The sequence below is a fragment of the Actinoplanes sp. KI2 genome, from assembly GCF_025630775.1.
Lineage (GTDB): Bacteria > Actinomycetota > Actinomycetes > Mycobacteriales > Micromonosporaceae > Actinoplanes.
On sequence record NZ_JAOSZE010000045.1, the window covers coordinates 46,863 to 70,109 of the forward strand.

At 69.4% G+C, this 23,247-nt stretch carries 19 protein-coding genes; 11 read left to right on the forward strand and 8 right to left on the reverse strand.

The features are described 5' to 3' along the window. Positions 1-10: 10 nt before the first annotated feature. The 4 genes from ODJ79_RS37000 to ODJ79_RS37015 form a co-directional block, all read right to left on the reverse strand. Positions 11-3,565 (reverse strand): PAS domain S-box protein, encoded by a 3,555-nt coding sequence (locus ODJ79_RS37000; protein ID WP_263028335.1) that lies wholly within the window; start codon positions 3,563-3,565, stop codon positions 11-13. 220 nt (positions 3,566-3,785) lie between these two features. Continuing rightward, positions 3,786-6,014: a M4 family metallopeptidase gene (locus ODJ79_RS37005; RefSeq protein ID WP_263028336.1), complete on the reverse strand. Its 2,229-nt coding sequence runs from the start codon at positions 6,012-6,014 to the stop codon at positions 3,786-3,788. Between the two features lie 157 nt (positions 6,015-6,171). Beyond that, positions 6,172-6,927: an SDR family oxidoreductase gene (locus ODJ79_RS37010; RefSeq protein WP_263028337.1), complete on the reverse strand. Its 756-nt coding sequence runs from the start codon at positions 6,925-6,927 to the stop codon at positions 6,172-6,174. Next, positions 6,924-7,952 carry a zinc-dependent alcohol dehydrogenase gene (locus tag ODJ79_RS37015; protein WP_263028338.1) on the reverse strand — a complete coding sequence of 343 codons (1,029 nt, stop codon included), beginning with the start codon at positions 7,950-7,952 and terminating at the stop codon, positions 6,924-6,926. The genes ODJ79_RS37010 and ODJ79_RS37015 overlap by 4 nt, the downstream gene beginning before the upstream one ends. 110 nt (positions 7,953-8,062) lie before the next feature. On the opposite strand from ODJ79_RS37015, the gene ODJ79_RS37020 reads away from it, so the two are divergent. Genes ODJ79_RS37020 through ODJ79_RS37045 form a run of 6 tightly spaced genes read left to right on the forward strand, consistent with a single transcriptional unit; the run spans position 8,063 to position 14,242 of the window. Beyond that, complete coding sequence (locus ODJ79_RS37020) at positions 8,063-9,415, forward strand: ABC transporter substrate-binding protein (RefSeq protein WP_263028339.1); 1,353 nt, start codon at positions 8,063-8,065, stop codon at positions 9,413-9,415. Then, on the forward strand, positions 9,412-10,344 hold the full coding sequence (locus tag ODJ79_RS37025; RefSeq protein WP_263028340.1) for a carbohydrate ABC transporter permease: 933 nt from the start codon (positions 9,412-9,414) through the stop codon (positions 10,342-10,344). The genes ODJ79_RS37020 and ODJ79_RS37025 overlap by 4 nt, the downstream gene beginning before the upstream one ends. Positions 10,345-10,346: 2 nt before the next feature. Then, positions 10,347-11,246, forward strand: a complete 900-nt coding sequence (locus ODJ79_RS37030; RefSeq protein ID WP_263028341.1) for a carbohydrate ABC transporter permease — start codon at positions 10,347-10,349, stop codon at positions 11,244-11,246. Positions 11,247-11,274: 28 nt separating this feature from the next. After that, positions 11,275-12,429: a mandelate racemase/muconate lactonizing enzyme family protein gene (locus tag ODJ79_RS37035; protein WP_263028342.1), complete on the forward strand. Its 1,155-nt coding sequence runs from the start codon at positions 11,275-11,277 to the stop codon at positions 12,427-12,429. Continuing rightward, positions 12,426-13,253 (forward strand): amidohydrolase family protein, encoded by an 828-nt coding sequence (locus ODJ79_RS37040; RefSeq protein WP_263028343.1) that lies wholly within the window; start codon positions 12,426-12,428, stop codon positions 13,251-13,253. Before ODJ79_RS37035 ends, ODJ79_RS37040 begins: the two co-directional genes overlap by 4 nt. Continuing rightward, positions 13,250-14,242 carry an aldo/keto reductase gene (locus ODJ79_RS37045; RefSeq protein ID WP_263028344.1) on the forward strand — a complete coding sequence of 331 codons (993 nt, stop codon included), beginning with the start codon at positions 13,250-13,252 and terminating at the stop codon, positions 14,240-14,242. Before ODJ79_RS37040 ends, ODJ79_RS37045 begins: the two co-directional genes overlap by 4 nt. On the opposite strand, the gene ODJ79_RS37050 is transcribed toward ODJ79_RS37045, so the two are convergent. Further along, positions 14,239-14,991, reverse strand: a complete 753-nt coding sequence (locus tag ODJ79_RS37050) for a FadR/GntR family transcriptional regulator (protein ID WP_263028345.1) — start codon at positions 14,989-14,991, stop codon at positions 14,239-14,241. The genes ODJ79_RS37045 and ODJ79_RS37050 overlap by 4 nt on opposite strands. Before the next feature lie 30 nt (positions 14,992-15,021). Next, a complete protein-coding gene (locus ODJ79_RS37055) occupies positions 15,022-15,792 on the reverse strand; it encodes a FadR/GntR family transcriptional regulator (RefSeq protein WP_263028346.1) in 771 nt (256 codons plus the stop codon). Between the two features lie 172 nt (positions 15,793-15,964). Here ODJ79_RS37055 and ODJ79_RS37060 point away from each other — a divergent pair, with 172 nt between their 5' ends. The 5 genes from ODJ79_RS37060 to ODJ79_RS37080 all read left to right on the forward strand — a co-directional run bounded on the left by ODJ79_RS37060 (position 15,965) and on the right by ODJ79_RS37080 (position 20,661). Beyond that, the gene (locus tag ODJ79_RS37060) at positions 15,965-16,543 is read left to right on the forward strand and encodes a TetR/AcrR family transcriptional regulator (protein WP_263028347.1); all 579 of its coding nucleotides are present in this window, start codon (positions 15,965-15,967) and stop codon (positions 16,541-16,543) included. Next, positions 16,540-17,202, forward strand: coding sequence for a maleylpyruvate isomerase family mycothiol-dependent enzyme (locus tag ODJ79_RS37065; RefSeq protein WP_263028348.1), 663 nt, complete (start codon positions 16,540-16,542; stop codon positions 17,200-17,202). The genes ODJ79_RS37060 and ODJ79_RS37065 overlap by 4 nt, the downstream gene beginning before the upstream one ends. A 280-nt stretch (positions 17,203-17,482) precedes the next feature. Next, positions 17,483-18,769 (forward strand): ABC transporter substrate-binding protein, encoded by a 1,287-nt coding sequence (locus ODJ79_RS37070; RefSeq protein WP_263028349.1) that lies wholly within the window; start codon positions 17,483-17,485, stop codon positions 18,767-18,769. 14 nt (positions 18,770-18,783) lie between these two features. Further along, positions 18,784-19,800, forward strand: a complete 1,017-nt coding sequence (locus ODJ79_RS37075) for a carbohydrate ABC transporter permease (protein WP_263028350.1) — start codon at positions 18,784-18,786, stop codon at positions 19,798-19,800. 3 nt (positions 19,801-19,803) lie between these two features. Continuing rightward, complete coding sequence (locus tag ODJ79_RS37080) at positions 19,804-20,661, forward strand: carbohydrate ABC transporter permease (RefSeq protein WP_263028351.1); 858 nt, start codon at positions 19,804-19,806, stop codon at positions 20,659-20,661. A gap of 42 nt (positions 20,662-20,703) precedes the next feature. Here ODJ79_RS37080 and ODJ79_RS37085 read toward each other — a convergent pair whose 3' ends face one another. Further along, positions 20,704-22,509, reverse strand: coding sequence for a sensor histidine kinase (locus ODJ79_RS37085; RefSeq protein WP_263028352.1), 1,806 nt, complete (start codon positions 22,507-22,509; stop codon positions 20,704-20,706). After that, complete coding sequence (locus tag ODJ79_RS37090) at positions 22,502-23,188, reverse strand: response regulator transcription factor (protein WP_263028353.1); 687 nt, start codon at positions 23,186-23,188, stop codon at positions 22,502-22,504. Before ODJ79_RS37090 ends, ODJ79_RS37085 begins: the two co-directional genes overlap by 8 nt. Between the last annotated feature and the right edge of the window lie 59 nt (positions 23,189-23,247).

Consider the following 23,247-nt stretch of genomic DNA (forward strand, 5'->3'; position numbering starts at 1 on the left):
TCCGCCCCGGTCACGCCACCCCGGGCTGGACCGCCCAGCGCTCGAGCGTTTCGGCCAGCTTGTCCGGCATGATCGGTTTGGTCAGGCACTCGTCCATGCCGGCGTCCAGGCAGCGCTGCAACTCGTTGCTCATCGCCCCGGCGGTCATCGCGATGATCGCCAGGTGCTGTCCGGGCGACTCGTCTCCGCGTATCTGCCGGGTGGCTTCGTAGCCGTCCACCTTGGGCATCTGACAGTCCATCAACACGGCGCTGTAGCTGTTCGCGCCCACCATGCGCACGGCTTCCTCCCCATCCTCGGCGATGTCCACGACGTAGCCCAGCGAAACGAGCAGGTGCTCGGCGACCATCTGGTTGATGGGGTTGTCCTCCACCACGAGAATCCGTCCGTGGCCGGGACGGGTGACCTCGTCGCCCGGTGGCCCGTAGTCGGCCGGCTCCTCGTCGCCGCGTGGTTCCAGCACCTCGACGAGGCAGTCGAAGAGGGTGGACGGATCGACGGGCCGTTGCAGGACGTCGGCCACGCCGCGTTCGCCGGCGAGCTGGTTGCTCTGCGCGGGGTCGTTCGACAGAACGATCACGCAGGCGCGGCCCCCGCGTACGAAAGTGCGGAGCAACGCGGCGAAATCCTGCCCTGCCAGCTGCCACGCGGCCGGATCGGCGACCACTACATCGACGCCCTCGAGCAATTCGGAGAGACTCGCGACGCCGAGCGGGGACCGCTCACCGCTCGCCTCCGTGACGATCATGCCCCAGTGGCGTGCATGGTCCGCGAGGAGCGCGCGGGAGGATTCGACGTGGTCGGCGAGAAGCAGCCGCCGGCCGATGACGTTGACGTTCGCCGAGCGGCGAGGGCCGACGCCGGGCCGGCTCGGCGGCAGGTCCAGGGTGAAGCCGAAGGTGCTTCCACGGCCCGGCTCGCTGATCACCGTCAGCTCGCCGCCCATGAGCTCGACCAGGCGCCGGCTGATCGTCAGGCCGAGCCCGGTGCCACCGTGGGTGCGGTTGCTGCCCTGTTCGGCCTGCACGAACGGCTCGAACAGCGCGGCCAGTCTGTCCGGCTCGATCCCGATGCCCGTGTCGGTGACGCTGAACTGGCACAGATCGCCTTCGCCGGTTTCGGCTACCGCCAAGCGGACGGCGCCCGCGTCGGTGAATTTCACCGCGTTGCCGAGCAGGTTTATCAGCACCTGGCGAATCCGATCGGCGTCGCCATGACGGCCGCGGCGCAGATCGGGCGCGTAGTAGCCACTGACCTCGAGGTCCTTGCCGCGCGCGATGTCGGCGGCCACCCGGGTGGCGTCCGCGATCACCTGGGCGAGATCGAAGTCGACGGGCTTGATGGTCGTCTTGCCCGCCTCGACCTTCGAGAAGTCCAGGATGTCGTTGATGATCGAGAGCAACGCCCGGGCGGAGGTCCCGATGCCGTCGGCGTATCGACGTTGATTGGGCCGCAGGTCGGTCTTACCCATGAGGGTGTTGAGGCCGATGATGCCGTTGAGCGGCGTGCGGATCTCATGGCTCACCGTGGCGACGAACTCGCTCTTGGCTCGGTCCGCGGCCAGCGCCTGGTCCCGCGCGGCGGCCAGCGCCTGCTGCTCCTTGATGCGGTCGCTGATGTCGCGCGCGATCGAGGACGCGCCGACCACGGTGCCGTCGGCGTCCCGGAGCGGAGAAATGGTCAACGACAGGTGTACCGGTGTGCCGTCCTTGCGGCGGCCGACTCGCTGATGGTCCTTGACCGGTCGTCCCTGCGCGATCTCGACCATGCCGGCCTCGACGTCGTGGAGCTGGTCGGGCGCGTATATCAGGGACACCGGCCGGCCGACCGCCTCCTCGGCGCTATAGCCGTAGATTCGCTCGGCGGCGGCGTTCCAGCTGGTGATGACGCCGTCCAGGGTCTTGGTGATCACGGCGTCGTCGGTGGACTCGATGATCGCCGCCAGCTGGGTCCGGGCGGCGCGTTCGGCCCGCTCGTCGGTGACGTCCCGGGCGGCGGCGTAGATGAGGTGCTCTCCGGGCGCGACGGTGGAGTTCCAGCTCAGCCATCGATAGCTGCCGTCGGCGTGGCGGTACCGGTTCTCGAAGGAGTGCGAGCTCCGCTCGTCGATCTCGACCGTCTTGGCCTCCTGGGCCGTGCTGGGCCGGTCGTCGGGGTGGACGAAATCCAGGTAGGGGCGTGCCATCAGTTCGTGCACGGGGTGGCCGAGGACGCGCTCCCAAGCCGGGTTGAGCAGCTTGAAGTAGCCGTCGGTGCCCGCGATGCACAGCAGATCGGTGGACATGTCGAAGAAATGGTCCAGCCGTTCGGCCATGATCCGGCGTTCTGCTCTGGCCTCGTTGCGTTCGGTCAGGTCCCGGTAGGTCACCACGTACAGGGAGACGTCCTGGTCGATCGTGAAGGCCGCGGAGACCGAGCGCTCCACCGCGATCCGCGTTCCGTCGGGCCGCAGCACCTGCGTCTCCTCCTGAACGCGGATGTTCGCCGCGAGCCTGTCCTGGGGCAGGCGTTCCGGTGCGAACCGCCGTTCCGGCGTCCACCAGGAGTACGGCGGCCGTTGACCGAGGACCGTCTCGGTCGAGAGCCCGGTCAACTCGCAGAACCGTTCGTTGACCGCGACGATGGTCCCGTCCGGCTCGCAGGCGACGACTCCGTCCAGCAGAGCACCGAAAATCGCGTGGTTGAGGTCGCGTTCCCGGGTGAGCCGCTCGTTCAGGGCGTCCTGCCGGTTGCCGATGTCCTCCAGCAGCAGTGCCGTGCTCAGCAGCGCCCCGTACATGACGGCCAGCAGCGCTCCGATGGCCAGCATCACCTCGAGACCCTGCAGTGAGTCGGCCCCGCGTCGGGTCAGCACGAGAATCACGGCGACCGCCAGCAGGACGACGACCGCGGAGGGCACGATCTGGCGTGTCATCCGGCCGCCGATTCCGGTGCTGAAGAAGAGATTGACCGGACGGCGATGACATCGGACCAGCACCAGCGCGGTGGCGAGCAGGGCGTAGCCGAGCATGCTCGGCCGGCTCATGCCGGCGACCGTGGTGTTGCCGCGCAGGTAGGGCACCCCGTGGAGCGCTCCGAGGACGGTCGCCAGCGCCATGATCACCGACAGCGGGGCGAGGATTCTGAAGAGAAGGTGGTCGTGGGCCCGGACATCGACCGTCAGCAGGGCCAGCGCCAGCAACGCGAATGCCGCAGCGGAATGCGGTGACGGTCGCCCCGGATACGGCACCGCTGCCCAGTCGTCGAGGCGGCCACCGAAGATCAGCTGATCGATGCCGAGCTCGCGACCGGTCAGGTATTCGCCCAGCACCCAGAGGTGCACCACGAGGACGATTCCCAGCCCGGCCTGGCCGGCCCGCCGCAGCCACCGGCGGGGGAGGAATCCGGCCGTGGCGGTCCCGCACGCCAGCAGGCACAGCGACCCGGCCGCGATCGGCGAGATGAACGGCGGCGCGAGCAGAAGGGAGACCATCCGCCGTACGCCGAACAGGTAGCCGAGCAGGCAGGTCAGCCCGATCGCGAAGGTCGCCGCGCAGCAGCCGGCCAGCGCGACGTCACGCCTCATCCGCACTCTTCGTCCACCCCTCCTCGCGCGACGAACCGAGGCCCGTCGCTGGGGCTTCCCTGCCGCGCGCCGGCGCCGCCGCACGGCTGGAGTCGAAAGCGGTACCGAAAAGTCTATCTACGTATAGAGGAAGCTATTTGGCGAATAGGGCCAAACCAATATGACGGCCGGGCGGCGGCGTGGCGGCCGCCGCCCGGCGCGGCAGTCAGCGGGGCGGCACTCAGAGGGAGAGCGTCCAGCTGTCGAGGTAGCCGGTGTCGGCGGAGGCGGCGTCCTGGACGCGCAATGTCCAGGTGCCGTTCGGGGCTTCGCCGGCCAGGTTCAGGGTGTAGGTCTGGTTGATGTTGTCGGCGCTGCCGCCGGCCCGGTTGTGCAGGACGTAGGCGGTGCCGTCCGGCGCGATCAGGCTGACCACCAGGTCGCCGATGTAGGTGTGGACGATGTGCACCTCGACGGTGCTGGCCGTGGACGGGGCGGTGGCGCAGTCGGTGAGGCCGATGGTGCTCTGCACGGTGGTGTTGTCGGGAATGGCGACGTCGGTGCCGTTGGTGCCGGAGCAGCCGGGTCCGCTGTTGACGCTGACGGTGAGCGCCGCCGACCGGGTGATCGACGCGGCGGTGGCGGTGATGGTGACCGGGGCGGTGCTGCGGCCGGCGCCGGCGTCCACGCTGACCGTGACCGTGGTGGACTCACCGGCGGTGATGGTGGCGGGCTCGAACGACACGGTGACCCCGGCCGGGGTGGCGCCGGCGGCGAAGGTGATCGCCTCGGCCTCGCCGTTGATCAGCGCGGTGCTCGCGGTGAGCGTGGCGGACGTGCCGGGGTCGACCGCTGCGGTGCTCGACGACAGGGTGAGGGTGAAGTCGTTGCCGGTGGAGCAGATGTCGTCCCCGGCCACGTTCACCGCGGTCCACGCGGCCCGCACGGCCTTGTACTCGGTGCTGCAGAAGCCGTACAGGTCGGCGGCGGCGGACAGGGTGTAGCCGCGCGCCGCGGCGTAGGTGGTGCTGGACACGAAGTAGGCGTCCAGCGCGCGGAACCAGATCGCCGCGGCCTTGTCCCGGCCGATACCGGTGACCGGCTCCGCCGAACCGCAGAGCGGCGAGGTCCCGTACGGGGTGACGCCGCTGCCCTCGGCGAGGTCGAAGAAGAAATGGTTGGCGACGCCGGAGGAGTAGTGCACGTCGATGTTCTTCGTGGTGGTCGACCAGCAGCCGTGCGAGGAGCCGTCGAGGGTGGGGTTGTACATGTACCGCAGCGGGGTGCCGTTGCCGTTGATGTTGATCTTCTCGCCGATGTCGTAGTCCCCGGCGTCGGCGGTGCTGTCCGCGTAGAACTCCACCATGCTGCCGAAGATGTCGCTGGTGGCCTCGTTCAGCCCGCCCGACTCGCCGGAGTAGGTGAGCCCGCCGGGCACCACGTTCGCGGTGACACCGTGTGACATCTCATGCCCGGCCACGTCCAGCGCGACCAGCGGCCTCGCGTTGCCGGAGCCGTCGCCGTAGGTCATCTGGCTGCCGTCCCAGAACGCGTTGACGTACGCGCTGCCGTAGTGGACCCGGGACGGCACGCCCGCTCCGTTGCCGAAGATGCCGTTGCGGCCGTGCACGTTCTTGAAATAGTCGAACGTCGTCGCGGCCCCGAAGTGCGCGTCCACGGCGGCCGAGGCGCGGTCGCCGGTGGCGCCGGTGCCCCAGACGTTGTCGGCGTCGGCGAAGGTGGTGCAGGTGCCCGAGGTCCGGTTGCCCATGTCGCAGGTGTAACCGTTGCCGCGTACCGGGTCGGTGAGGGTGTAGGTGGACTCGGAGAGCGTCGTCTCGATCGGCACCTGACCCGCGTAGAGGCTGTTGCCGGTGCCCGCGATGCTCTCGATCTCGTCGTAGGAGCCGGTGACCTTACCGGTGCGGGCGTCGCTGATGACGTGCAGGCGGGACGGCGTCTGCCCGTCCGGCCGCCGGCCACTGACCACGGTCTCCCAGGACAGCACGCCGGTACCGCGCCTGGCGTCGACGAACAGTTTCGGTGAGCCGGTGCTGGTCACCGTGCCGGTGAATGCGGCTGTGGCCGTCCGGCGGGCCTGCGCGGCGGTGGTCGAGGGGGTGGTGCTCAGCGCCAGCGGTGCGGTCAGCCCGACCGAGCTGCCGGTGTAACCCCCCTTGGCGTCGGTGCGGACGACCAGGTCGCCGCCGTAGACGCGCAGCCCGGAGTAGGTGCGCGTGTAGCGAACGACACCGCGGCCGGCGGCGTCGGTCTTGCTGCTGTAGACCTGGTAGGCATCCTTGGGCGAGGTTCTGGCGGCGGTGGGGTGCTGGGTGAGCGCCCGATGGGCTGCGTCGATCAGCGACGTTCCCGGTGCGGCGGGCGGTGCGGCCGACGCGGTTGTGGCGGTCGCCGCCAGCCCTCCGCCGGCCAGCGCGATGGTGGCGGCCAGCGCGATAGCGGTTCTCACAGACTTCCTCCCGATAAATTAGGAAGTAGGCATCTATCTATGTAGATCCTTCTATCTACGGGATGCCGGGCGGAAGTTGACGTGAGTAAATTTCTTGTTCCGGACGGGACGGGACGGCGGCGGCGGCGCGGCACGGTGGGCCGACCGAACCCGCCGATCAGCGCCCGAGCCAGCCGCCGTCCACCGCGAGGATCGCGCCGGAGACGTAATCCGACGCGGCCGAGCAGAGGAAGATCGCCGCTCCGGCGAGGTCGTCGGGGCGTCCCCAGCGGCCCGCGGGAATCCGTCCCAGAATCGAGCTCGATCGTTCCGGGTCGGCGCGCAGCGCCTCGGTGTTGTCGGTGGCGATGTAGCCCGGCGCGATGGCGTTGACGTTGACTCCCCGGCCGGCCCACTCGTTGGCCAGGGCCCGGGTGACGCCCGCGATGCCGGACTTGGCGGCGGTGTAACCGGGCACGTTGATGCCCCCCTGGAAGCTCAGCATGCTCGCGGTGAATACGACCTTGCCGCTGCCGCGCTCCAGCATCGGTCCGGCGACCAGCTGGGTCAGGGCGAACTGGCTGGACAGGTCCACCTCGATCACGCGGTCCCACCACTGGAGAGGATGCGTCGCGGCGGGAGCCCGTTCGATCGTTCCGGCGTTGTTGATCAGAATGTCGGGGGCTCGCCCGGCCAGCACGGCGCCGAGTGCCAGCACAGCGCCGCGGTCGGCGAAATCCACCGCGTGTCCCTCGAAGGAGCGGCCGAGCCGGCGGACGGCGGTGGCGACCTCGTCGTCGTCCCGGAGCCGGGCGCTGACGCCGATGATGTCCGCGCCCGCGGCGGCGAGCGCCTCGGCCATGGCGCGGCCGATGCCGCGGCGCGCGCCGGTGACGACGGCCAGCCGGCCGTGGAGGTCGAACAGGGCGTTCATCGGTGCGCCTCGCCGGCGACGTCGACCAGGATCTTCATGGCCCGCCCGGCCGAGAGGTCCGCGATCGCGGAGGCGGTCTCCTCCAGCGGGACGACGGCGGAGATGAGCGCGTCCACCGGGACCCGGCCCCGCGCGAGCAGCTCGATCGCGCGGTCGAAGTCGGAGCGCTGGTAGACCCGGGTGCCCAGCAGCCGCAACTCGCGCCAGAACACTCGCTGCAGGTCGATCTCGCGCGGAGCGGCGTGAATGGCGACGACGACGATCGTGCCCCGGACCTTGGCCAGCACGGTGGTGGACCGGGCCGCAGCGGCCGCTCCGGACACCTCGAACACCACGTCCGCCCCGACGCCGGCGGTCCATCGCTCGACCTCGCCGGCGAGGTCGTCCGATCCGGGATCGATCACCCGGAAGCCGAGCTCGGCGATGCGACCGCGGCGCGTGGGGTCGACCTCCGCGACGAGGACGTCGGCGCCGGCGTCCCGGGCGACGGCGGCGATGAGCACGCCGATCGGGCCGCCGCCGAGCACGACGGCACGATCACCGATCTGCAGCTCCGAGCGTCGGACGTCGTGCACCGCGACGGCGACCGGCTCGACGAGCGCGGCGGTCCGCAGATCCAGGCCGGGCGGAAGTGGCACGGCGATGGACGCCGGCACGTTCCACCGTTGCTGGAGACCGCCGGGGGAGTCGATGCCGACGAAGACCAGGTTCTGGCAGATGTGCTGATGACCGGCGAGACAGGCGGCGCAGGTGCCGTCCCAGATCAGCGGCAGCACGGTGACCGGGTCACCGATCGACCAGCCCCGCACCCCCGGCCCGATCGCGGCCACCCGGCCGGCGGTCTCGTGGCCGAAGACCAGCGGCATCCGGACTCGCGAGTCCATGTCGCCGTGGACGATGTGCAGGTCGGTCCCGCACAGGCCGCAGTAGGCGACCGCGATCTGGAGCTGGCCGGGGCCGGGTGGCTCGACGTCGAGCGTCACCGTCTCCAGGCGACCGTGGCCGTGGTACGCCGCAGCCTTCATCCGGGTGTCCTCTCGTGCTGGCGGGGCCTTGCAAACGTAATACGTATGCTCTTATATTTCGTGGCGATGAGCTCCCCGTCAATACGGTCTCCTCGACAAAGGACCTCAATATGGGTGGAATCGCACGAGCAACACGCTCCTTCGGCGGCGCCGCGGTCTTAGCCCTCGCTCTGGCGCTGGCCGCCTGTGGCGGCGGCAGCGGTGGCTCCTCGACCGGCTCCTACGGCTTTCCGCAGGTCGCGCAGGACGACAAGGCTGAGATCACGGTGTGGGTGGACGCCGACCGCTCGACGGCGGTCGACGCCTTCAAGAAGGCCAACCCCGACGTCGCGATCAAGGTGGTCACCTACGACGGCTCCGCGAACGGCTCCAACTCGTTCCGGACCAAGATGCAACTGTTCGACCGGGCCGGCAGCGGCTGGCCGGACGTGGTGTTCTCGAGCCAGAACAACGACGCGGCGTGGGCGAGCCAGAAGTCCAACGGCAAGCAGGCGTTCGCGGCCGTGCTGAGCGGCGGACTGGTCCCCAAGGCCACCCTCGACGGGTTCACCCCGGGCGCGCTCGCCCCGTGCACCGTGCAGGGCAAGGTCTACTGCCTGCGCAACGACCTCGCCCAGGTGGTGTTCTGGTACGACAAGAGCCTGCTGACCAAGTTCGGCTACCCGGTGCCGACCACCTGGGAGGAGTATCAGGCGCTCGGCGAGAAGGTGGCGCGGGAGCACCCGGGCTACCTCGTCGGTACCGTCGGCGACGCGTTCGCGCCGGAGATCTACTTCTGGAGCGGCAAGTGCCAGGCGAACGGCATCACCGGGCCCACGTCCGTCACGGTCAACACCGACACCGCCGAGTGCAAGCGGGTCGCCGCCATGCTCGACACCCTCATCAAGAACGGCACCACGCCCAACGTCAGCGTCTTCACGCCCGAGTTCGTCAAGAAGTACACCGGCAAGGTCCTGGTGATGCCCGGACCGGCCTGGTACGCCGGGGCGATCTTCAACAACCCGCAGTCGCTGAACGTACCGAAGGGGCAGCTCGGCGTCGCGGCCCCGCTCGCCTGGCCGGGCGACGCCGCGGTGACCGGCAACGTCGGTGGCGGAACGTGGTTCATCAGCAGCCATTCGAAGAACCTCAAGGCCGCGGAGAAGTTCGCCGAGTTCGTCACCACGGCCGACGACTACCAGGTGAACCTGGCCCCCGGCTACCCGGCCTTCGCGGCAGCCGGCGACAAATGGATCAAGAAGCAGGAGTCGAGCGGGTACTACGCGACCGATCTGCAGTCGATCGTCAAGGCCGGCACCGAGATCTGGGACGGCTGGGGTTACGGGACCTTCAGCCAGGAGGCGATCTGGGCCAAGACCATGACCCCGGCCATCGCCGGCGGCAAGAGCCTGGTCGACATGCTTCCCCAGTGGGAAACGGCGATCAAGAACCAGGCCCAGGTCAACGGTTACACGGTCCAATGACCGCTGTGGAACAGACCGCACGGCCGGCGGCGCTTCCGCGCCACCGGCCGGGCGGCCGGCGATCCGGCCGCGGCCGCGGCGCCATCAGCTATCTCTTCATCTCCCTCTACACGGCCCTCACCTTGGCCTTCGGGGTCGTGCCCGCCCTGTACGCGCTGTACCTCGCCGTCACCGACGCGAACGGCGGCTTCGCCGGGGCGGCCAACTTCACCAAGGTCGTCAAGGACTTCCGGTTCCTGCCCGCCGTCGGGCACGTCGCGTACTTCCTGGTGATCTGGCTGGTTGCCCTCGTCCTGTTCGTGACGGTCCTGGCGATCGCGGTGCATGCCCTCCGGCTACGGTGGCTCGGCAGCAGCCTGCGGTTGATCTTCTATCTGCCCGGCGCGCTGGCCGGCGCGTCGAGCGTGCTGCTCTGGCTGTTCCTGCTGGACCCGACGGCCAGCCCGGTCGGCGGCCTGCTGCGGTTCCTGGGTTTCGACAGCTTCGTCCAGGTCATCGTGCCCGCCAACCTGCCGCCGATCTTCGCGATCATCGCATTCTGGACCGGCGCCGGCGGCTGGATCGTGATCATGTACGGCGCGCTCAACAACATCAGCGCCGACGTGATCGAGGCCGCCCGGATCGACGGCGCCGGCCCGATCCAGATCGCCTGGCGCATCCAGCTTCCGCTGCTGCGCAAGTGGATCTCGTACCTGGGGATCATGTCGCTCGCCGCGGGGATTCAGCTCTTCGTCGAGCCGCAACTGCTCTCACAGGCCAGCAACGCGGTGGTGCCGAACGACTATTCGCTCAACCAGCTGGCCTACCAGTACGCGTTCCAGCAGAACGACTTCAACGGCGCGGCGGCCATCTCGTTGCTGCTGCTGGTCATCGCCCTCGCGCTCTCCGCGGTGTTCGTGCTGCGCGGCGGCCTGTTCGAGACGGACTGACCATGACGACTGCAACCACCGAAAGGCGCCCGGGGCTCGGCGGCTGGAGCGGCCGGACGATCGTCGGGGTCCTGCTCGCGATCTTCGTGCTGTTCTTCGCCATCCCGATCGTCTGGCTGCTGCTGGCGACGACGAAGTCGGCCCGCGGCCTCATCGTGGACAACCCGTTCGCTCCGGGCAGCCTCGCCGATCTGCGGGCCAACTGGCAGCAGCTCTTCGCCTTCCAGGACGGCGCGGTCACGACGTGGGTGGCCAACTCGGCGCTGTACGCCGTGGGCGCGCTGGTGATCACGCTCATCGCCGGCATCCCGGCCGGCTACGCGCTGGCGCTGACCCGGTTCCGATTCCGGCGGCTGCTGCTGATCGTGACGCTGATCGTCATGCTGATCCCGAACACCGCACTCGTCCTGCCCATCTTTCTCGAGCTCAACACACTGGGCCTGATCGGCAGTCCGCTCTCGGTGATCCTGCCGATGTCGTTCTTCCCGTTCGGCGTCTACCTCACCTACATCTATTTCTCGACGAGCATCCCGCGGGACCTGCTGTCCGCGGCGCGAATCGACGGATGTACGGAGTTCCAGGTGTTCGCCCGGGTCGCTCTGCCGCTGGCGGCGCCGATCGTCGCCCTGGTCGCCTTCTTCAGTTTCGTGCAGAGCTGGAACAACTTCTTCCTGCCGTTCGTGATGCTGCCCTCCAGCGACGGGTACCCGATCCAGGTGGGACTCACCTCCCTGCTCGCGTCCACACCGGCGTTCAATCCCAGTTCCGCCGGGACGCAATCCGTGCAACTGCCGACACTCGCTCTGGCGACGGTGATCTCGGTGTTGCCGGTGCTGATCGTTTTCCTCTTCTCCCAGCGATTCCTGGTCGCCGGGATGACGGCGGGCGGCACGAAGGAATGAGTCGAACAGCGGCCGAGAAGGAGCAACAGTGAAGGTCACCGGATACCGCAGCCTGACGACCGAGCACGATTGGGGGCGGCTGATCGGCGACGCGAACGGGGTGATGTCCGGCCCGCGTACCGAGGTGCACGTGCTGATCCTGGAGACCGACGCCGGAATCGACGGCGTGGGCATCGGCCCGCACGGCGATGTCGATCGGGTGTTCGACGCCGTGGAGGGGCAGGATCCGCGGGGCGTGTCGGCCCTCTACGACCGGATGCTCGCCCGGGTCTTCAAGACCGGGCACGCGGGGTCGACGTTCGGCGCGATCGGCGCGATCGACATCGCCTTGTGGGATCTCAAGGCGAAGGCCGCGGGCGAACCTCTGTGGCGCACGCTCGGCGGCCTCGACCGGTTCGTACCGGGCTATGCCTCCGGTCTGGACATCGCGCTGGACGACGAAGGGCTTGCCCGTCTCTATACGGAATTCGCCGACCGGGGCTTCGGCGCCGGCAAACTCAAGGGTGGGCGGAACCTCGGCGACGACCTCCGCCGGCTGGAGATCCTGCGCGAGGTGCTGGGCCGCAACTCGGCGAACCCCGCCCTCATGTTCGACGCGAACGAATCCTGGAACCGTTCGCAGGCCGTACGGTATGTGACCGCCCTCGAGCGCGAGTTCGATCTCACCTGGATCGAGGAGCCGGTACGCCGATGGGACGCCGCCGGGCTCGCCTCGGTGCGGCGGGGCATCCGGGCCGCCGTCGCGACCGGCGAGAACCTCACCGGCCTCGAGCAGTACCGCCCGTTGCTGGACGCCGACGCGGTCGACATCGTGCAGGTGGGCAACGTGTGGGGCATCACCCACTTCCTCCGGGTGGCCGCGGTGGCGCACAGCCGTGACCTGCCGGTGAGCCCGGTGGCCTACCACACCAACCCGGTGGCCCACGCCGCCGTGGCCGTACCGAACCACCTGGCCTTCGAGGTCCAAGGCCTCACCTCGCCGATCGGCCTGCGGGTGGACCAGGAGTACGCCGACGGAGGGATCGTTCTCGGGGACGAACCGGGAATCGGCATCCGGGTCGACGAGAGCGGCATCCGAGCCGGCCGGGCTGCCAACCCACCCGCGCAGGACGCCGGGCCGCACGTTCGCCCCGGCCGCGCGGGCCTGCGCCTGGTCCCCGACTCGGCACGTGACCTGTGGTGACGCCCACCCTGGACAGCCACGTCCACCTCTGGGACCGGTCCACCGATCCGCAACCGTGGATCGACCCGGCGACGATGGCGGCGATCGATCGTGACTTCTTCCCCGGTGACCTCGACCGGATGCTGCAAGCAACCGGCATGGACACGGCCGTGGTCGTGCAGTCCAGCAACAGTGTCGCCGAGACGCGGCGCCTGCTGGGGCACCGCATGCCGGGCATCGCCGGTGTGGTGGGCTGGGTCGATCTCACCGCCGATCCGGGCCGGCAACTCGACGAGCTGGCTGCCGCGGCGGCGCGGCGGCTGGTCGGTGTCCGGCACCTGGCGCACCTCGATCCCGATCCCCTCTGGCTGGCCAGGACCGTCCTCAACGCCGGCCTGGCCCGGCTGGGCGAGCGCGGCCTGACCTTCGACCTGGTCGTACGGTGGTGGCAGGTGCCGATGGCCACAGCCCTCGCCGGGGCACACGCCGACGTCCGCTTCGTCGTCGACCACCTCGGCGGAGCCGCCGAGACGGACGACCCCGAGGCGTGGGCCGGGAACCTACGCGAACTGGCCCGCCGCCCCAACACCTGGGCGAAGGTCTCCGGGCTGGCCGGGCTCGTGAAGCACGACCCCGATGGTCTGCGCCGCGCGGTGGACGTCGCGCTCGAGTCGTTCGGTCCGGGCCGGCTCATGTACGGCTCCGACTGGCCGGTCGCCGAACTGGGTGCGGGCGCCGTCAGCTGGCGGGCGACGGTCGACACGCTGATCGCCGAGCTGAGCCCGGCCGAGCGTGCGGCGATCCTGTCCGAGACCGGCTCCGCCTTCTACCAGCTCGGCCGATGACGAGCGAGGCGTGGCGGATCCTGGACCGGGCCCGGACCCCGCACGGTGTTCTGGGTTTCGGCGGCTCGCCGCTGGGCAACTTCGCCCGGCCGATGGGCGACGACGAGGCGGAGCGGACGATGGAACGGGCGTGGGACGCCGGCATCCGGTACTTCGACACGGCGCCGCACTACGGCCTCGGCTTGTCCGAACGCCGGGTAGGCGCCGGTCTGCGTGGCCGCCCGCGCGACGAGTTCGTGGTCTCGACCAAGGTCGGCCGCCTGCTGATCCCCAATCGACGACCGGTCGCCCAGGACACGGAGGGATTCGCGGTTCCCGGTGATCTGCTCCGGCGATGGGACTTCTCGGCCGCCGGGGTCCGCCGCTCGCTCGAGCAGAGCCTGTCGCGGCTGGGCCTGGACACCATCGACATCGTGTACGTCCACGACCCCGACCAGGCCTGGGACGGCGCCGCCCGCGAGGGCCTGGCCGCCCTCGCGCCGCTGAAAGCCGCCGGGCTGGTCCGGGCCGTCGGCATCGGAACCAACGCCACCGCCGGGCTCGACCGCCTTGTCGAGGACGGCCTCGTCGACGTGGTGATGCTGGCCAACCGCTACTCGCTGCTCGAACACGGCGCTCTCGACACGGTGCTGGCTCCGGCCCGGCGGGCCGGCGTACCGGTCGTCGCGGCCGGCGTCTTCGGCACCGGTCTGCTCGCGACCACCGAGCCGGCACCGGGCGCCGCCTATGAGTACCGCGCGGCCGATCCGGCGGTGCTCCAGCGGGCGCGGCAGATCGCCGCGATCTGCCGGGAACACCGGGTGGAGCTGCCCGCCGTCGCGCTTGCCTTTCCGCTTCTGCATCCGGCCGTCGCCGCCGTCGCCGTCGGTATGGGTTCCGCGCGCGAGGTCGACGAGGACGCCCGCCGGTTCGAGAGCGACGTTCCCCGGCGGCTGTGGCGCGATCTGGTGGCGGCCGGGCACCTCCCGGCCGCGAGCGTGGACTTCTAGGCCTCCGCGTCGCCGCGAGACGGCTCGAACCGGCGTCGCTGCCACGAGCCGATGATGTGGTCGCGCATGGCCTTCTCCGCGGCGGCGGCGTCCTGGCGGGCGATCGCGTCGACGACCAGGGCGTGCTGGTCGAGGGTGGAGCTGAACGCACCCTCGTACTGCATCCCGTGGAATCTCTTGCTCTCGAGCGCACGGCGGTACAGCCGCTTGGTGATGTTCTCGGCCAAGCGGTTGCGGGACAGCTCCATCACCGTGAGGTGAAAGACCACGTCCGCCTCGTTGAAGGAGTCGCTCTCGTGCTGCGTCTGCCGCATCACCTGCAGGGCGTGCTCGACCCGGGTCAGCTCCTCCGGGGTGCGGTTGGCGGCCACCGCTGCGGCCATGGCGGCCTCGAGATTTCCCCGCACGACGGTCAGCTCGTCGAGCACGCCCAACGACTCGTCGTTGTCGATGAGGGCGGAGAGCACGACCGGGTCGAGCATGTTCCACGACCCGGAGCGGGCCACCTGGGTGCCCCGGCCCTGGCTGATGATCAGCAAGCCTTTCTCCTCGAGCCGCTTGGCGGACTCGCGGATCACGGTGCGGCTCACGCCGAAGTGCTCGCTGAGCGGTCCCTCGGGCGGCAGCAACGTGCCCTCGGCCAGCTGCCCGGTGACGATCAGCTCGACCAGCTCGGTCACGACGGCGACGCTCAGCCGCTCGGCGCGCTGGCGCGGCGGGAGCTTGAACCCATCGGATGCGGCCGTCACGGCTCGTACCTTACCCACTGATGCCGGCGATCAGCGCTGCAGCCGGACCGGGTCGCCCGGGCCGCCCCGGCGCACGAGCCAGGCCTCGGTGATGTGCCGGAACATGGCCTCGGCGGCACCGCCCGGGTCTCGCGCCGCGATGCATTCGTAGATGCGGCGGTGACCGCGGTTCGAGGCCACGCACAGCGACCGTTTCGGCCGGCCCAGGTAGCGCGCGGTATTGATCACCTGGCTCTCGAGCGACCGCACCACGGCACGGGCGATGCGATTGCCGGATGCCCGCATGATGGTGTCGTGGAAGGCCCGATCGCGCTCGGCGTACGTGACGTGGTCGTGCACGAGGCCGTCCATCTCGCCGACGAGGGCGGCCAGGCGATCGATGGTCTCCGGGTCGGCCACCCGTGCGGCCACGTTGGCCATGTCCGCCTCCAGCAACCGGCGGGTGACGACGAGGTCGTCCAGCACGATCACGCCATCGTCCTCGGCGATGGTCGCACTCAGGACGAGCTCGTCCAGCATGTCCCACATGGTCGGCGGCGTGACGACCGTTCCGGAACCCTGGCGGACCTGCACCAGACCCTTCGCCTGGAGGAGCTTCACCGCCTCGCGGACGACGGTCCGGCTCACGCCGAACCCGTCCACCAGGACCGGCTCGGGTGGCAGGCTGCTGCCCGGCGGATGCACGCCGCGCACGATGCTGTCCACGAGCTCCGCCGTGACCGCATGCGCGAGGTTGGCGGGCCGCTTTCGCCGCGCCGGCGGAAAGGGACCGTTCACGGCCGCCTCCGTCGTTTCCGTCATGCGCTCCTCCGATGCCTCGGTCCGCATCGAGGGCCGCTGCGGTCTTCAGACATAATACGTATCAACTCTGGCCCCGGTCACGGCGGCGCTCTGCCGCCCGCGCATCGCCGTCGCGGACTCGGTGACACTACGACCGTAGTGAAAGGCACAACTTTCGTAGTAGTCTGCGGTCATGGCCACCCGGCGCGAACAGCTTCTCGACTCGGCGATCACCGTTCTCGGCGAGCGCGGCATTCACGCGCTCAGCCATCGCGCCGTCGACACCCAGGCCGGCCTTCCGGCTGGATCGACCTCCAACCATTTCCGTACGCGGGATGCCCTGCTCGACGCGGTTGTCGAGCGGTTCGCCGCCCGTGAGCAGGCGCTCTGGAACGAGCTCGCGATGTCGATGTACCCGACGACGCCCCTCGACCTGGCCCGGGTGCTCGTCGCGGCCGCCAGGACCGCGACCGGGCCGCAGCGCACCTTGATGCTCGCCCGCTACGCGATCCTGGTCGAGGCCGGCATCCACCCGGCCGTTCGCGCGCAGTTGCTGGCCACCGGCGCCCGGGTCAACGCCTGGTTCATGACCCGGCTGCGGGCCGCCGGCTCGAGCGACCCCGAGCGCGACGCGCCGATCATCATGAACCACTGGACCGGCGTCGTCCTGCACGACCTGGCCATCCCCGATCCCGCGTTCGACCCGACCGACCAGATCACCACGCTCGTCACCACCGTGATCCGTCCACTGTCCGCGGAGGTCCCGTCATGAACACCGACCAGATCTGGCAGGCCGTCGACGCGCACCGGGCCGGCCTGTGCGACCTGCTTGCCGGCCTCGGCGACGACGAGTGGCGCCGGTCCTCGCTCTGCGCGGACTGGACCGTCCGGGAGGTTGCCGCCCACCTCACGCTCCAGCAGCTCGGCCCCGGCGCCGTGCTCGGCCAGATGCTCAAGTGGCGGGGCAGCGTCGACCGCACCGTCGCGCACGTCGCCCGGCTCCGCGCTTCGGCCCTGACCACCGAGCAGCTGATCGCCGAGATCCGGGCCACCATCGGCTCGCGGCGGCACATCTTCGGCGGCACCTACCTGGAAATTCTGTGCGACATCCTGGTGCACAGCCAGGACATCGCCATCCCGCTCGGCCGCCGGCTCGACGTGCCCGCCGACGCCGCCGCGGTCGCGGCCGACCGGGTGCTCTCGATGCGCTGGCCGCCGCCGCTGCCCTCGGTGAAGAAGATGGCCGGCCTCCGGCTCACCGCAACCGACATCTCCTGGACCGCCGGCGACGGGCCGGCCGTCCAGGGGCCCATGGCCGCCCTGCTCCTGGTGTGCTGCGGTCGCACGGCCGCGCTGTCCCAGCTCACCGGCGACGGCGTCGGCGAGCTCACCGCCCGCCTCGCACCCGGAACCGCCGCCGGCCGACCATGACCGAGGAGGTCGCCGTAATGGCGTAACTTCCGAAACGTTTCACCGAGCTTTCAGCTCTTGGGCACGACTGCGGCCCGCTCGTCGAGCGGGGGTTCCTCCATCATTCTCCGCTCATGGGCACCCGCTACCCGACATTCTCATGACGGCTGGTGCGGAATCGTTACACGTACGGTTTTGATCATCGTGGCGAATATATTGACATGCCCATGCCTCTCTTCCTAGCTTGAGCGTCATATTCCGGAAACGTTCCGAAACTTTCGGGCTCGAGAGGTGGGCTTACATGGCACCTAACAGGACCCTCGCAGCGGCCGCCGTGGTGGCGTTGAGCGCCATGGGTTTGGCCGCCTGTGGAGGCGGCGACGACAAAGGCTCCTCGGGCGGCAACGTCACGATGCAGCTGTGGGAGAACGCCACGACCGGTCCCGGCAAAGCCTTCTGGGAAAAGGCGGCCGCCGACTACCACACCGCGCACCCCAACGTCACCATCAAGATCCAGACGGTGCAGAACGAAGATCTGGACGGCAAGCTCCAGACGGCGCTGAACTCCGGTTCGGCGCCCGAGATATTCCTCCAGCGGGGCGGCGGCAAGATGGCCGCGATGGTCGAGGCCGGCCAGCTCAAGGATCTCACCGACCTGGTCACCCCGGAGACCAAGGCGGCGGTCGGCGACGCCGCCCTGGGCACCGGGTCGCTCGACGGCAAGGTGTACGCGATTCCCCAGTCGGTCCTGCCCGGCGGTCTCTGGTACAGCAAGGATCTGTTCAAGGCGGCCGGGGTGGACACGCCGCCGACCAATCTGGACGAGCTCAACGCGGCGGTGACCAAACTCAAGGCCAAGGGGACGCCGATCGCCCTGGGCGGCAAGGACGCTTGGCCGGCCGCTCACTGGTACTACTGGTTCGCGCTGCGCGCCTGCAGCAAGGCCACCCTCGACGCCACGGCCAAGAGCAAGACCTTCGACGACCCGTGCTGGACGAAGGCCGGTAACGACCTGAATGCGTTCGCCGCAACGAAGCCGTTCAACAACGGGTTCCTGACCACCTCGGCGCAGCAGGGCGCGGGCAGCTCGGCCGGCCTGCTCGCCAACCACAAGGCGAGCATGGAGCTCATGGGCTCCTGGGACCCGGGCGTTATCGCGGGCCTGACCAAGGACCAGAAACCGCTGCCCGACCTCGGCTTCTTCCCGTTCCCGTCGGTGCCGGGCGGCCAGGGCGACCCGGCCGCGATCATGGGTGGCGCCGACGGGCTCTCCTGCTATGTCAAGGCGCCGAAGGAGTGTGCCGACTTCCTCAACTACCTCGCCACCAAGGACGTCCAGATCGCCTACTACAAGGCGTTCAACTCGCTGCCGATCAGCAAGGAAGCCCAGTCCGCGGTCACCGAGCCGTACCTGAAGGCGGTTCTCGACGCCTACAACAAGGCGCCGTACGTCTCGCAGTGGCTCGACACGGTCTACGGCCAGAACGTCGGCAACGCGCTCAACGTCGCGGTCGTCAACATGCTCGCCGGAAAGGGTGACGTCGCCGGAATCATCAAGGCCGTGAACGACGCCGCCAAGAAGGGCTGAGAGGAAGCCAAGCGATGAGCGGCGACTTCGGTGGCAAGAGCTCCGCGGTCACCGAGGAAGCGATCGGCGTAGCGGTACGGAACGGGGGCGGCGGGCAAGCGCCGCCTCCGTTCCGTCCCCGCCGGCGTGGAATCGGCTGGGCGCAACGTCTGGAGATCGTGGCGCTGTCCGGCCCGGCGATCCTGATGTTCCTCACATTCGTGATCTTCCCGGTCGTGATGGCCGGGTACTACGGCTTCTACAAATGGAAGGGCTACGGGGTACCGACCAACTTCGTCGGCCTCGACAACTACAAGACCATCCTCCAGGACAGTTCCTTCCAGGCGGCGCTGTGGCACAACGGCATCATCCTGGTGTCCTCGCTCGTCATCCAGGGCCCGATCGCGCTCGTCCTCGCCCTGCTGCTCAACCACAGGATGCGCGGCCAGTCGCTCATCCGGATCCTGATCTTCGTCCCGTACGTGATCTCCGAGGTCATCGTCGGGACGGCCTGGAGCCTGATGCTGCAGACCGAAGGGGCGGTCAACGGCGTCCTCGACGCGATCGGTCTCGAAGGGCTGAAACAGGACTGGCTGTCGAATCCGCAACTCGCCATCTGGACCCTGATGTTCATCCTGGTCTGGAAGTACATCGGTTTCGCGGTGATCCTGTTCCTGGCCGGCATGCAGAACATCCCGGAGGAGCTGTCCGAGGCGGCCGCCGTGGACGGCGCGTCGTACTGGCAGATCCAGCGGCATATCACCCTGCCCCTGCTCGGGCCGACCATCCGGATCTGGGCCTTCCTGTCGATCATCGGCTCGCTGCAGCTGTTCGACCTCGTCTACATCATCTGGGGTCAGTACGTGGCGTCGACCGCCGGCACCTCCACGATGGCGACCTACATGGTCGTCGAGGGCCGCAACGCGGCCAACTACGGCTACGGCAACGCGGTGGCGGTCGTGCTGTTCTTCATCACTTTGATCATCGCGCTCGGGTACCAGCGCTTCGTGCTGCGCCGGGACACCGAGGGCGCGCTAACCGAGGGAACTTAGGACATGGCCACGAGCACAACGGCCGGTCGACGGCCGAGGACGAGCGGCGGCTGGGGCAGCCCGGTGGTCTACTTCGCCGCGCTGCTTCTGATCGGCGTCATGATCGGGCCGGTCATCTACATCATTCTCGGCGGTTTCCGGACCAACTCGCAGATCACCGTCAGTCCGGCCGGCCTGCCGGATCCGTGGGTGTACACCAACTACACCGACACCCTGACCAATCCCGTGTTCTGGCGTCAGATCGGCAATTCGGTGATCGTGTCGGTCGCCACGACCGTCGGCATCGTCGTGCTGGGCGTCATGGCGAGTTACGTCCTGGCCCGGTACAAGTTCCGGGGCCGCGGGGCGCTGTACGCGCTGTTCGCCTCCGGTCTCATGTTCCCGGTGACGGTCGCGATCACGCCGCTGTTCATCCTGGTGAAGAACCTGGGCCTGGTGGACACGCTGCCCGGCGTCATCCTTCCGCAGATAGCGTTCGGGCTGCCGATCACGGTGATCATCCTGGTTCCGTTCCTGCGGGCGATCCCCAAGGAGCTCGAGGAGGCCGCGGCCATCGACCGCTGCAGCCGGCTGGGCTTCTTCTGGCGGATGGTGATCCCGCTCTCGGTGCCGGGCCTGATCACCGTGGGCATCCTCTCGTTCGTCAACAGCTGGAACAGCTACCTGCTGCCGTTGTTCATCCTGAACAACCAGGACACCTTCACCCTGCCGCTGGGCGTGCAGGCGTTCGCGTCGGCGTACTCGGTGGACACGGCGAAGGTGCTCGCGTTCACCTCGTTGTCGATGATCCCGGCGCTGGTGTTCTTCAGCCTGTTCGAACGCCGCATCGTCGGCGGGCTCACCGGGGCGGTCAAGGGGTGAGCCGCCCGTGCCGGGCTGGGTTTCGGCTCGGCCGAGGCGGCGTCATCGCGGCAGGCGCAGGGTGAAGGTTGCGCCTTCGCCGGGCTTGCTACGTACGGTCACGCTGCCGCCGTGGGCTTCGGCGAGCTTGCGTACGATCGAGAGGCCGAGGCCGCTGCCTCCGGTCATCCGGCTGCGTGACTTCTCGGCCCGCCAGAATCGTTCGAAGACCAGGGTCTGCTCGTCGGCCGACAACCCGGGTCCGGTGTCGGCCACGTCGATCAGTTGGGCGTCGCCTTCCGTGTGCGAGGTGACAGTGACCTGGCCGCCGGCGGGTGTGTGCCGGATCGCGTTGGAGAGCAGGTTGCCCAGCGCCTGCCGTAGGCGGATCGGGTCGGCGTGGACGACCGCCGGCGGTGCGTGGACGGCGAGGGCGACCCGGGCTCGGTCGGCGGATGCGGCGAAGGCCTCGGCGACCATGGGGAGCAGGTCGGCGAGGTCGATCTGCTCCGGGTGCAACCGCAGTTCGCCGGCGTCGGCGGCGGCCAGGTCTTGCAGATCGTCGATCACGTGGTGCAGCAGCAGCGCTTCGTCCAGCAGCGACGCCATCAGGTCCCGGTCGAGTGGTACGACGCCTTCGCCGGCCGCTTCGAGCCAGCCCCGGATGTTGGTCACGGGGCTGCGCATCTCGTGTGCGATGTCGTGGACCATGGCCTGGCGTAGCTGTTCGATCTGGTGGCGCCGTTCGGCCATGTCGTTGAACGCGGCGGCCAGCCGGGCGATCTCGTCGCGTCCGGTGACCGCGACTCGGGCGGTGCCGTCGCCGTCGCGCATCCGGCCGGCCGCCGTGGTCAGGGCCCGTAGCGGTCGTACCAGTCGCACCCCCACCAGCGCGGTCACCCCGATCGCGGCGAGCAGTACGAGCGAGGTGACGGCGGCGATCCGGGCGCGGTTGGTTGGTGAGAGGTCGAAGCCGGTCGGGGTGGGTGAGCCTGGGGTGGTCACGTACAGCATCGCGGCCGGTGCGGTGTAGGGGGCCAGTTGTTCCCGGCGGGAGGCGGCCAGGCAGTCGCTGACCGTCGTGTTGTCCGACGCGGAGCGCGGCGGTGTCGGGTCGACCCAGGTCCAGGTGTTCTCCAGGCCCACCGTGACGGCCGGGAGGTGTCTGCGCTTGAGGCAGGCGTTGACCAGGTCGCCGAGCTGGTTCAGGGCCCTGGACTCGGTCTGGGTCAAGGCTGCCAGCTCGCTGCGGCCGCGCCGGCAGGCGGTGTCGGTGGCCAGGTCGGTACCGGGGGTGACGATGCGGGGGCGGCCGCTCGGCTCGTCGACGGTTTCCGCGGTGCGCGCCAGCACTCGCTGGTGGCTCTGCGAGGGTGGCTGGCGCAGGCAGTTGATCACCCGGGTGGCGATCGCTTGCAGGTAGCTGCGCTCGGCCGCGGTCAGCTGGAACGGGCCGACCGCTCGGGGGTCGATCCGACTGTCCGGGGCGGCCTGGTTGTCGTTGATGTTGAGGGGGTCGACGGTGGCCGAGGCGTGGTCGGGCAGCGCCTTGCCGGTTGCTGAGTCGGCGATCGGCGTGCGGGCCTGGTCGGTCAGGGCGATCCGGTGGCCGGTCTCGTGGGCCAGTCGGCTTACCAGCGGGCCGGCTTGGGTCCAGTCGTGGTGGGTGGCGGCGTAGCCGAGCAGGGCGTCGTAGATGCGGGCGTCGTCGGTCAGCGCCTGGCTCTGTTCCTTCTGCAGGGCCCGGGTGGTGGTGCGCACGGCCAGCCAGGCGGTTGCGGTGATGGACAGCAGCGACACTATTGCCGAGAGGGCCAGCAGCTTGAGAAGCAGGCTCCGGCGTTTTCCCGGCGCCGTCGGCTCAGCCATCGGAGAGTTTGTAGCCGATGCCGTAGACGGTCATCAGGCGGATGGGGCGGCGCGGATCCGGTTCGATCTTGCGGCGCAGGTTCATCACGTGCACGTCAACGGTGCGCGCGGTCACATATGAGTCGAAACCGTGCAGGTGGCGCAATAGTTGATCACGAGTGAACGCCCGGCCCGGCTCGGCGGCCAGGACCTCGAGCAGGTGGAACTCGGCCGGCGTGCAGGCGATGGGATCGCCGTCGCAGTGCACCTCGTGGCGTACCGGATCGACGTGCAGGTTGCCGACCCGCAGGACCGGATCGTGCTCCGTGGCTGACGGGCGGGTCCGGCGCAGCAGGGCGCGGATCCGGGCCGCGAGCTCGCGCGGGCTGTACGGCTTGGTCAGGTAGTCGTCCGCGCCCAGGTCCAGCCCGAGTAGCAGGTCGTCCTCGGTGGTGCGCGCGGTCAGCATGAGCACCGGTAGCTCCGACTCGCGGCGCAGGATGCGGCAGACGTCGAGACCGTCGACGCGGGGCATCATCAGGTCGAGCACGAGCACATCGGGTGGGCTGCGCCGGATCTCCTCCAGTGCGGTCCGGCCGTCGGCGACCACTGCCACCGCGTGCCCCTCGTGTTCCAGGTAACGACGCGCCAGCTCGGCCTGCTTCGGGTCGTCCTCCGCGACCAGCACGTATGCGCACACGTCGGCGAGTGTAGGCGGGCCGGGGCCGGCCAACCGGATCAGCATGGGAGCACTACCGG

Coding starts and splice junctions, on each gene's coding strand:
- ODJ79_RS37000 (WP_263028335.1), bottom strand. CDS start 3,565: ATGAGGCGTGACGTCGCGCTGGCCGGCTGCTGCGCGGCGACCTTCGCG.
- ODJ79_RS37010 (WP_263028337.1), bottom strand. CDS start 6,927: ATGAACGCCCTGTTCGACCTCCACGGCCGGCTGGCCGTCGTCACCGGC.
- ODJ79_RS37015 (WP_263028338.1), bottom strand. CDS start 7,952: ATGAAGGCTGCGGCGTACCACGGCCACGGTCGCCTGGAGACGGTGACG.
- ODJ79_RS37020 (WP_263028339.1), top strand. CDS start 8,063: ATGGGTGGAATCGCACGAGCAACACGCTCCTTCGGCGGCGCCGCGGTC.
- ODJ79_RS37025 (WP_263028340.1), top strand. CDS start 9,412: ATGACCGCTGTGGAACAGACCGCACGGCCGGCGGCGCTTCCGCGCCAC.
- ODJ79_RS37030 (WP_263028341.1), top strand. CDS start 10,347: ATGACGACTGCAACCACCGAAAGGCGCCCGGGGCTCGGCGGCTGGAGC.
- ODJ79_RS37045 (WP_263028344.1), top strand. CDS start 13,250: ATGACGAGCGAGGCGTGGCGGATCCTGGACCGGGCCCGGACCCCGCAC.
- ODJ79_RS37055 (WP_263028346.1), bottom strand. CDS start 15,792: ATGACGGAAACGACGGAGGCGGCCGTGAACGGTCCCTTTCCGCCGGCG.
- ODJ79_RS37060 (WP_263028347.1), top strand. CDS start 15,965: ATGGCCACCCGGCGCGAACAGCTTCTCGACTCGGCGATCACCGTTCTC.
- ODJ79_RS37065 (WP_263028348.1), top strand. CDS start 16,540: ATGAACACCGACCAGATCTGGCAGGCCGTCGACGCGCACCGGGCCGGC.
- ODJ79_RS37070 (WP_263028349.1), top strand. CDS start 17,483: ATGGCACCTAACAGGACCCTCGCAGCGGCCGCCGTGGTGGCGTTGAGC.
- ODJ79_RS37075 (WP_263028350.1), top strand. CDS start 18,784: ATGAGCGGCGACTTCGGTGGCAAGAGCTCCGCGGTCACCGAGGAAGCG.
- ODJ79_RS37080 (WP_263028351.1), top strand. CDS start 19,804: ATGGCCACGAGCACAACGGCCGGTCGACGGCCGAGGACGAGCGGCGGC.
- ODJ79_RS37085 (WP_263028352.1), bottom strand. CDS start 22,509: ATGGCTGAGCCGACGGCGCCGGGAAAACGCCGGAGCCTGCTTCTCAAG.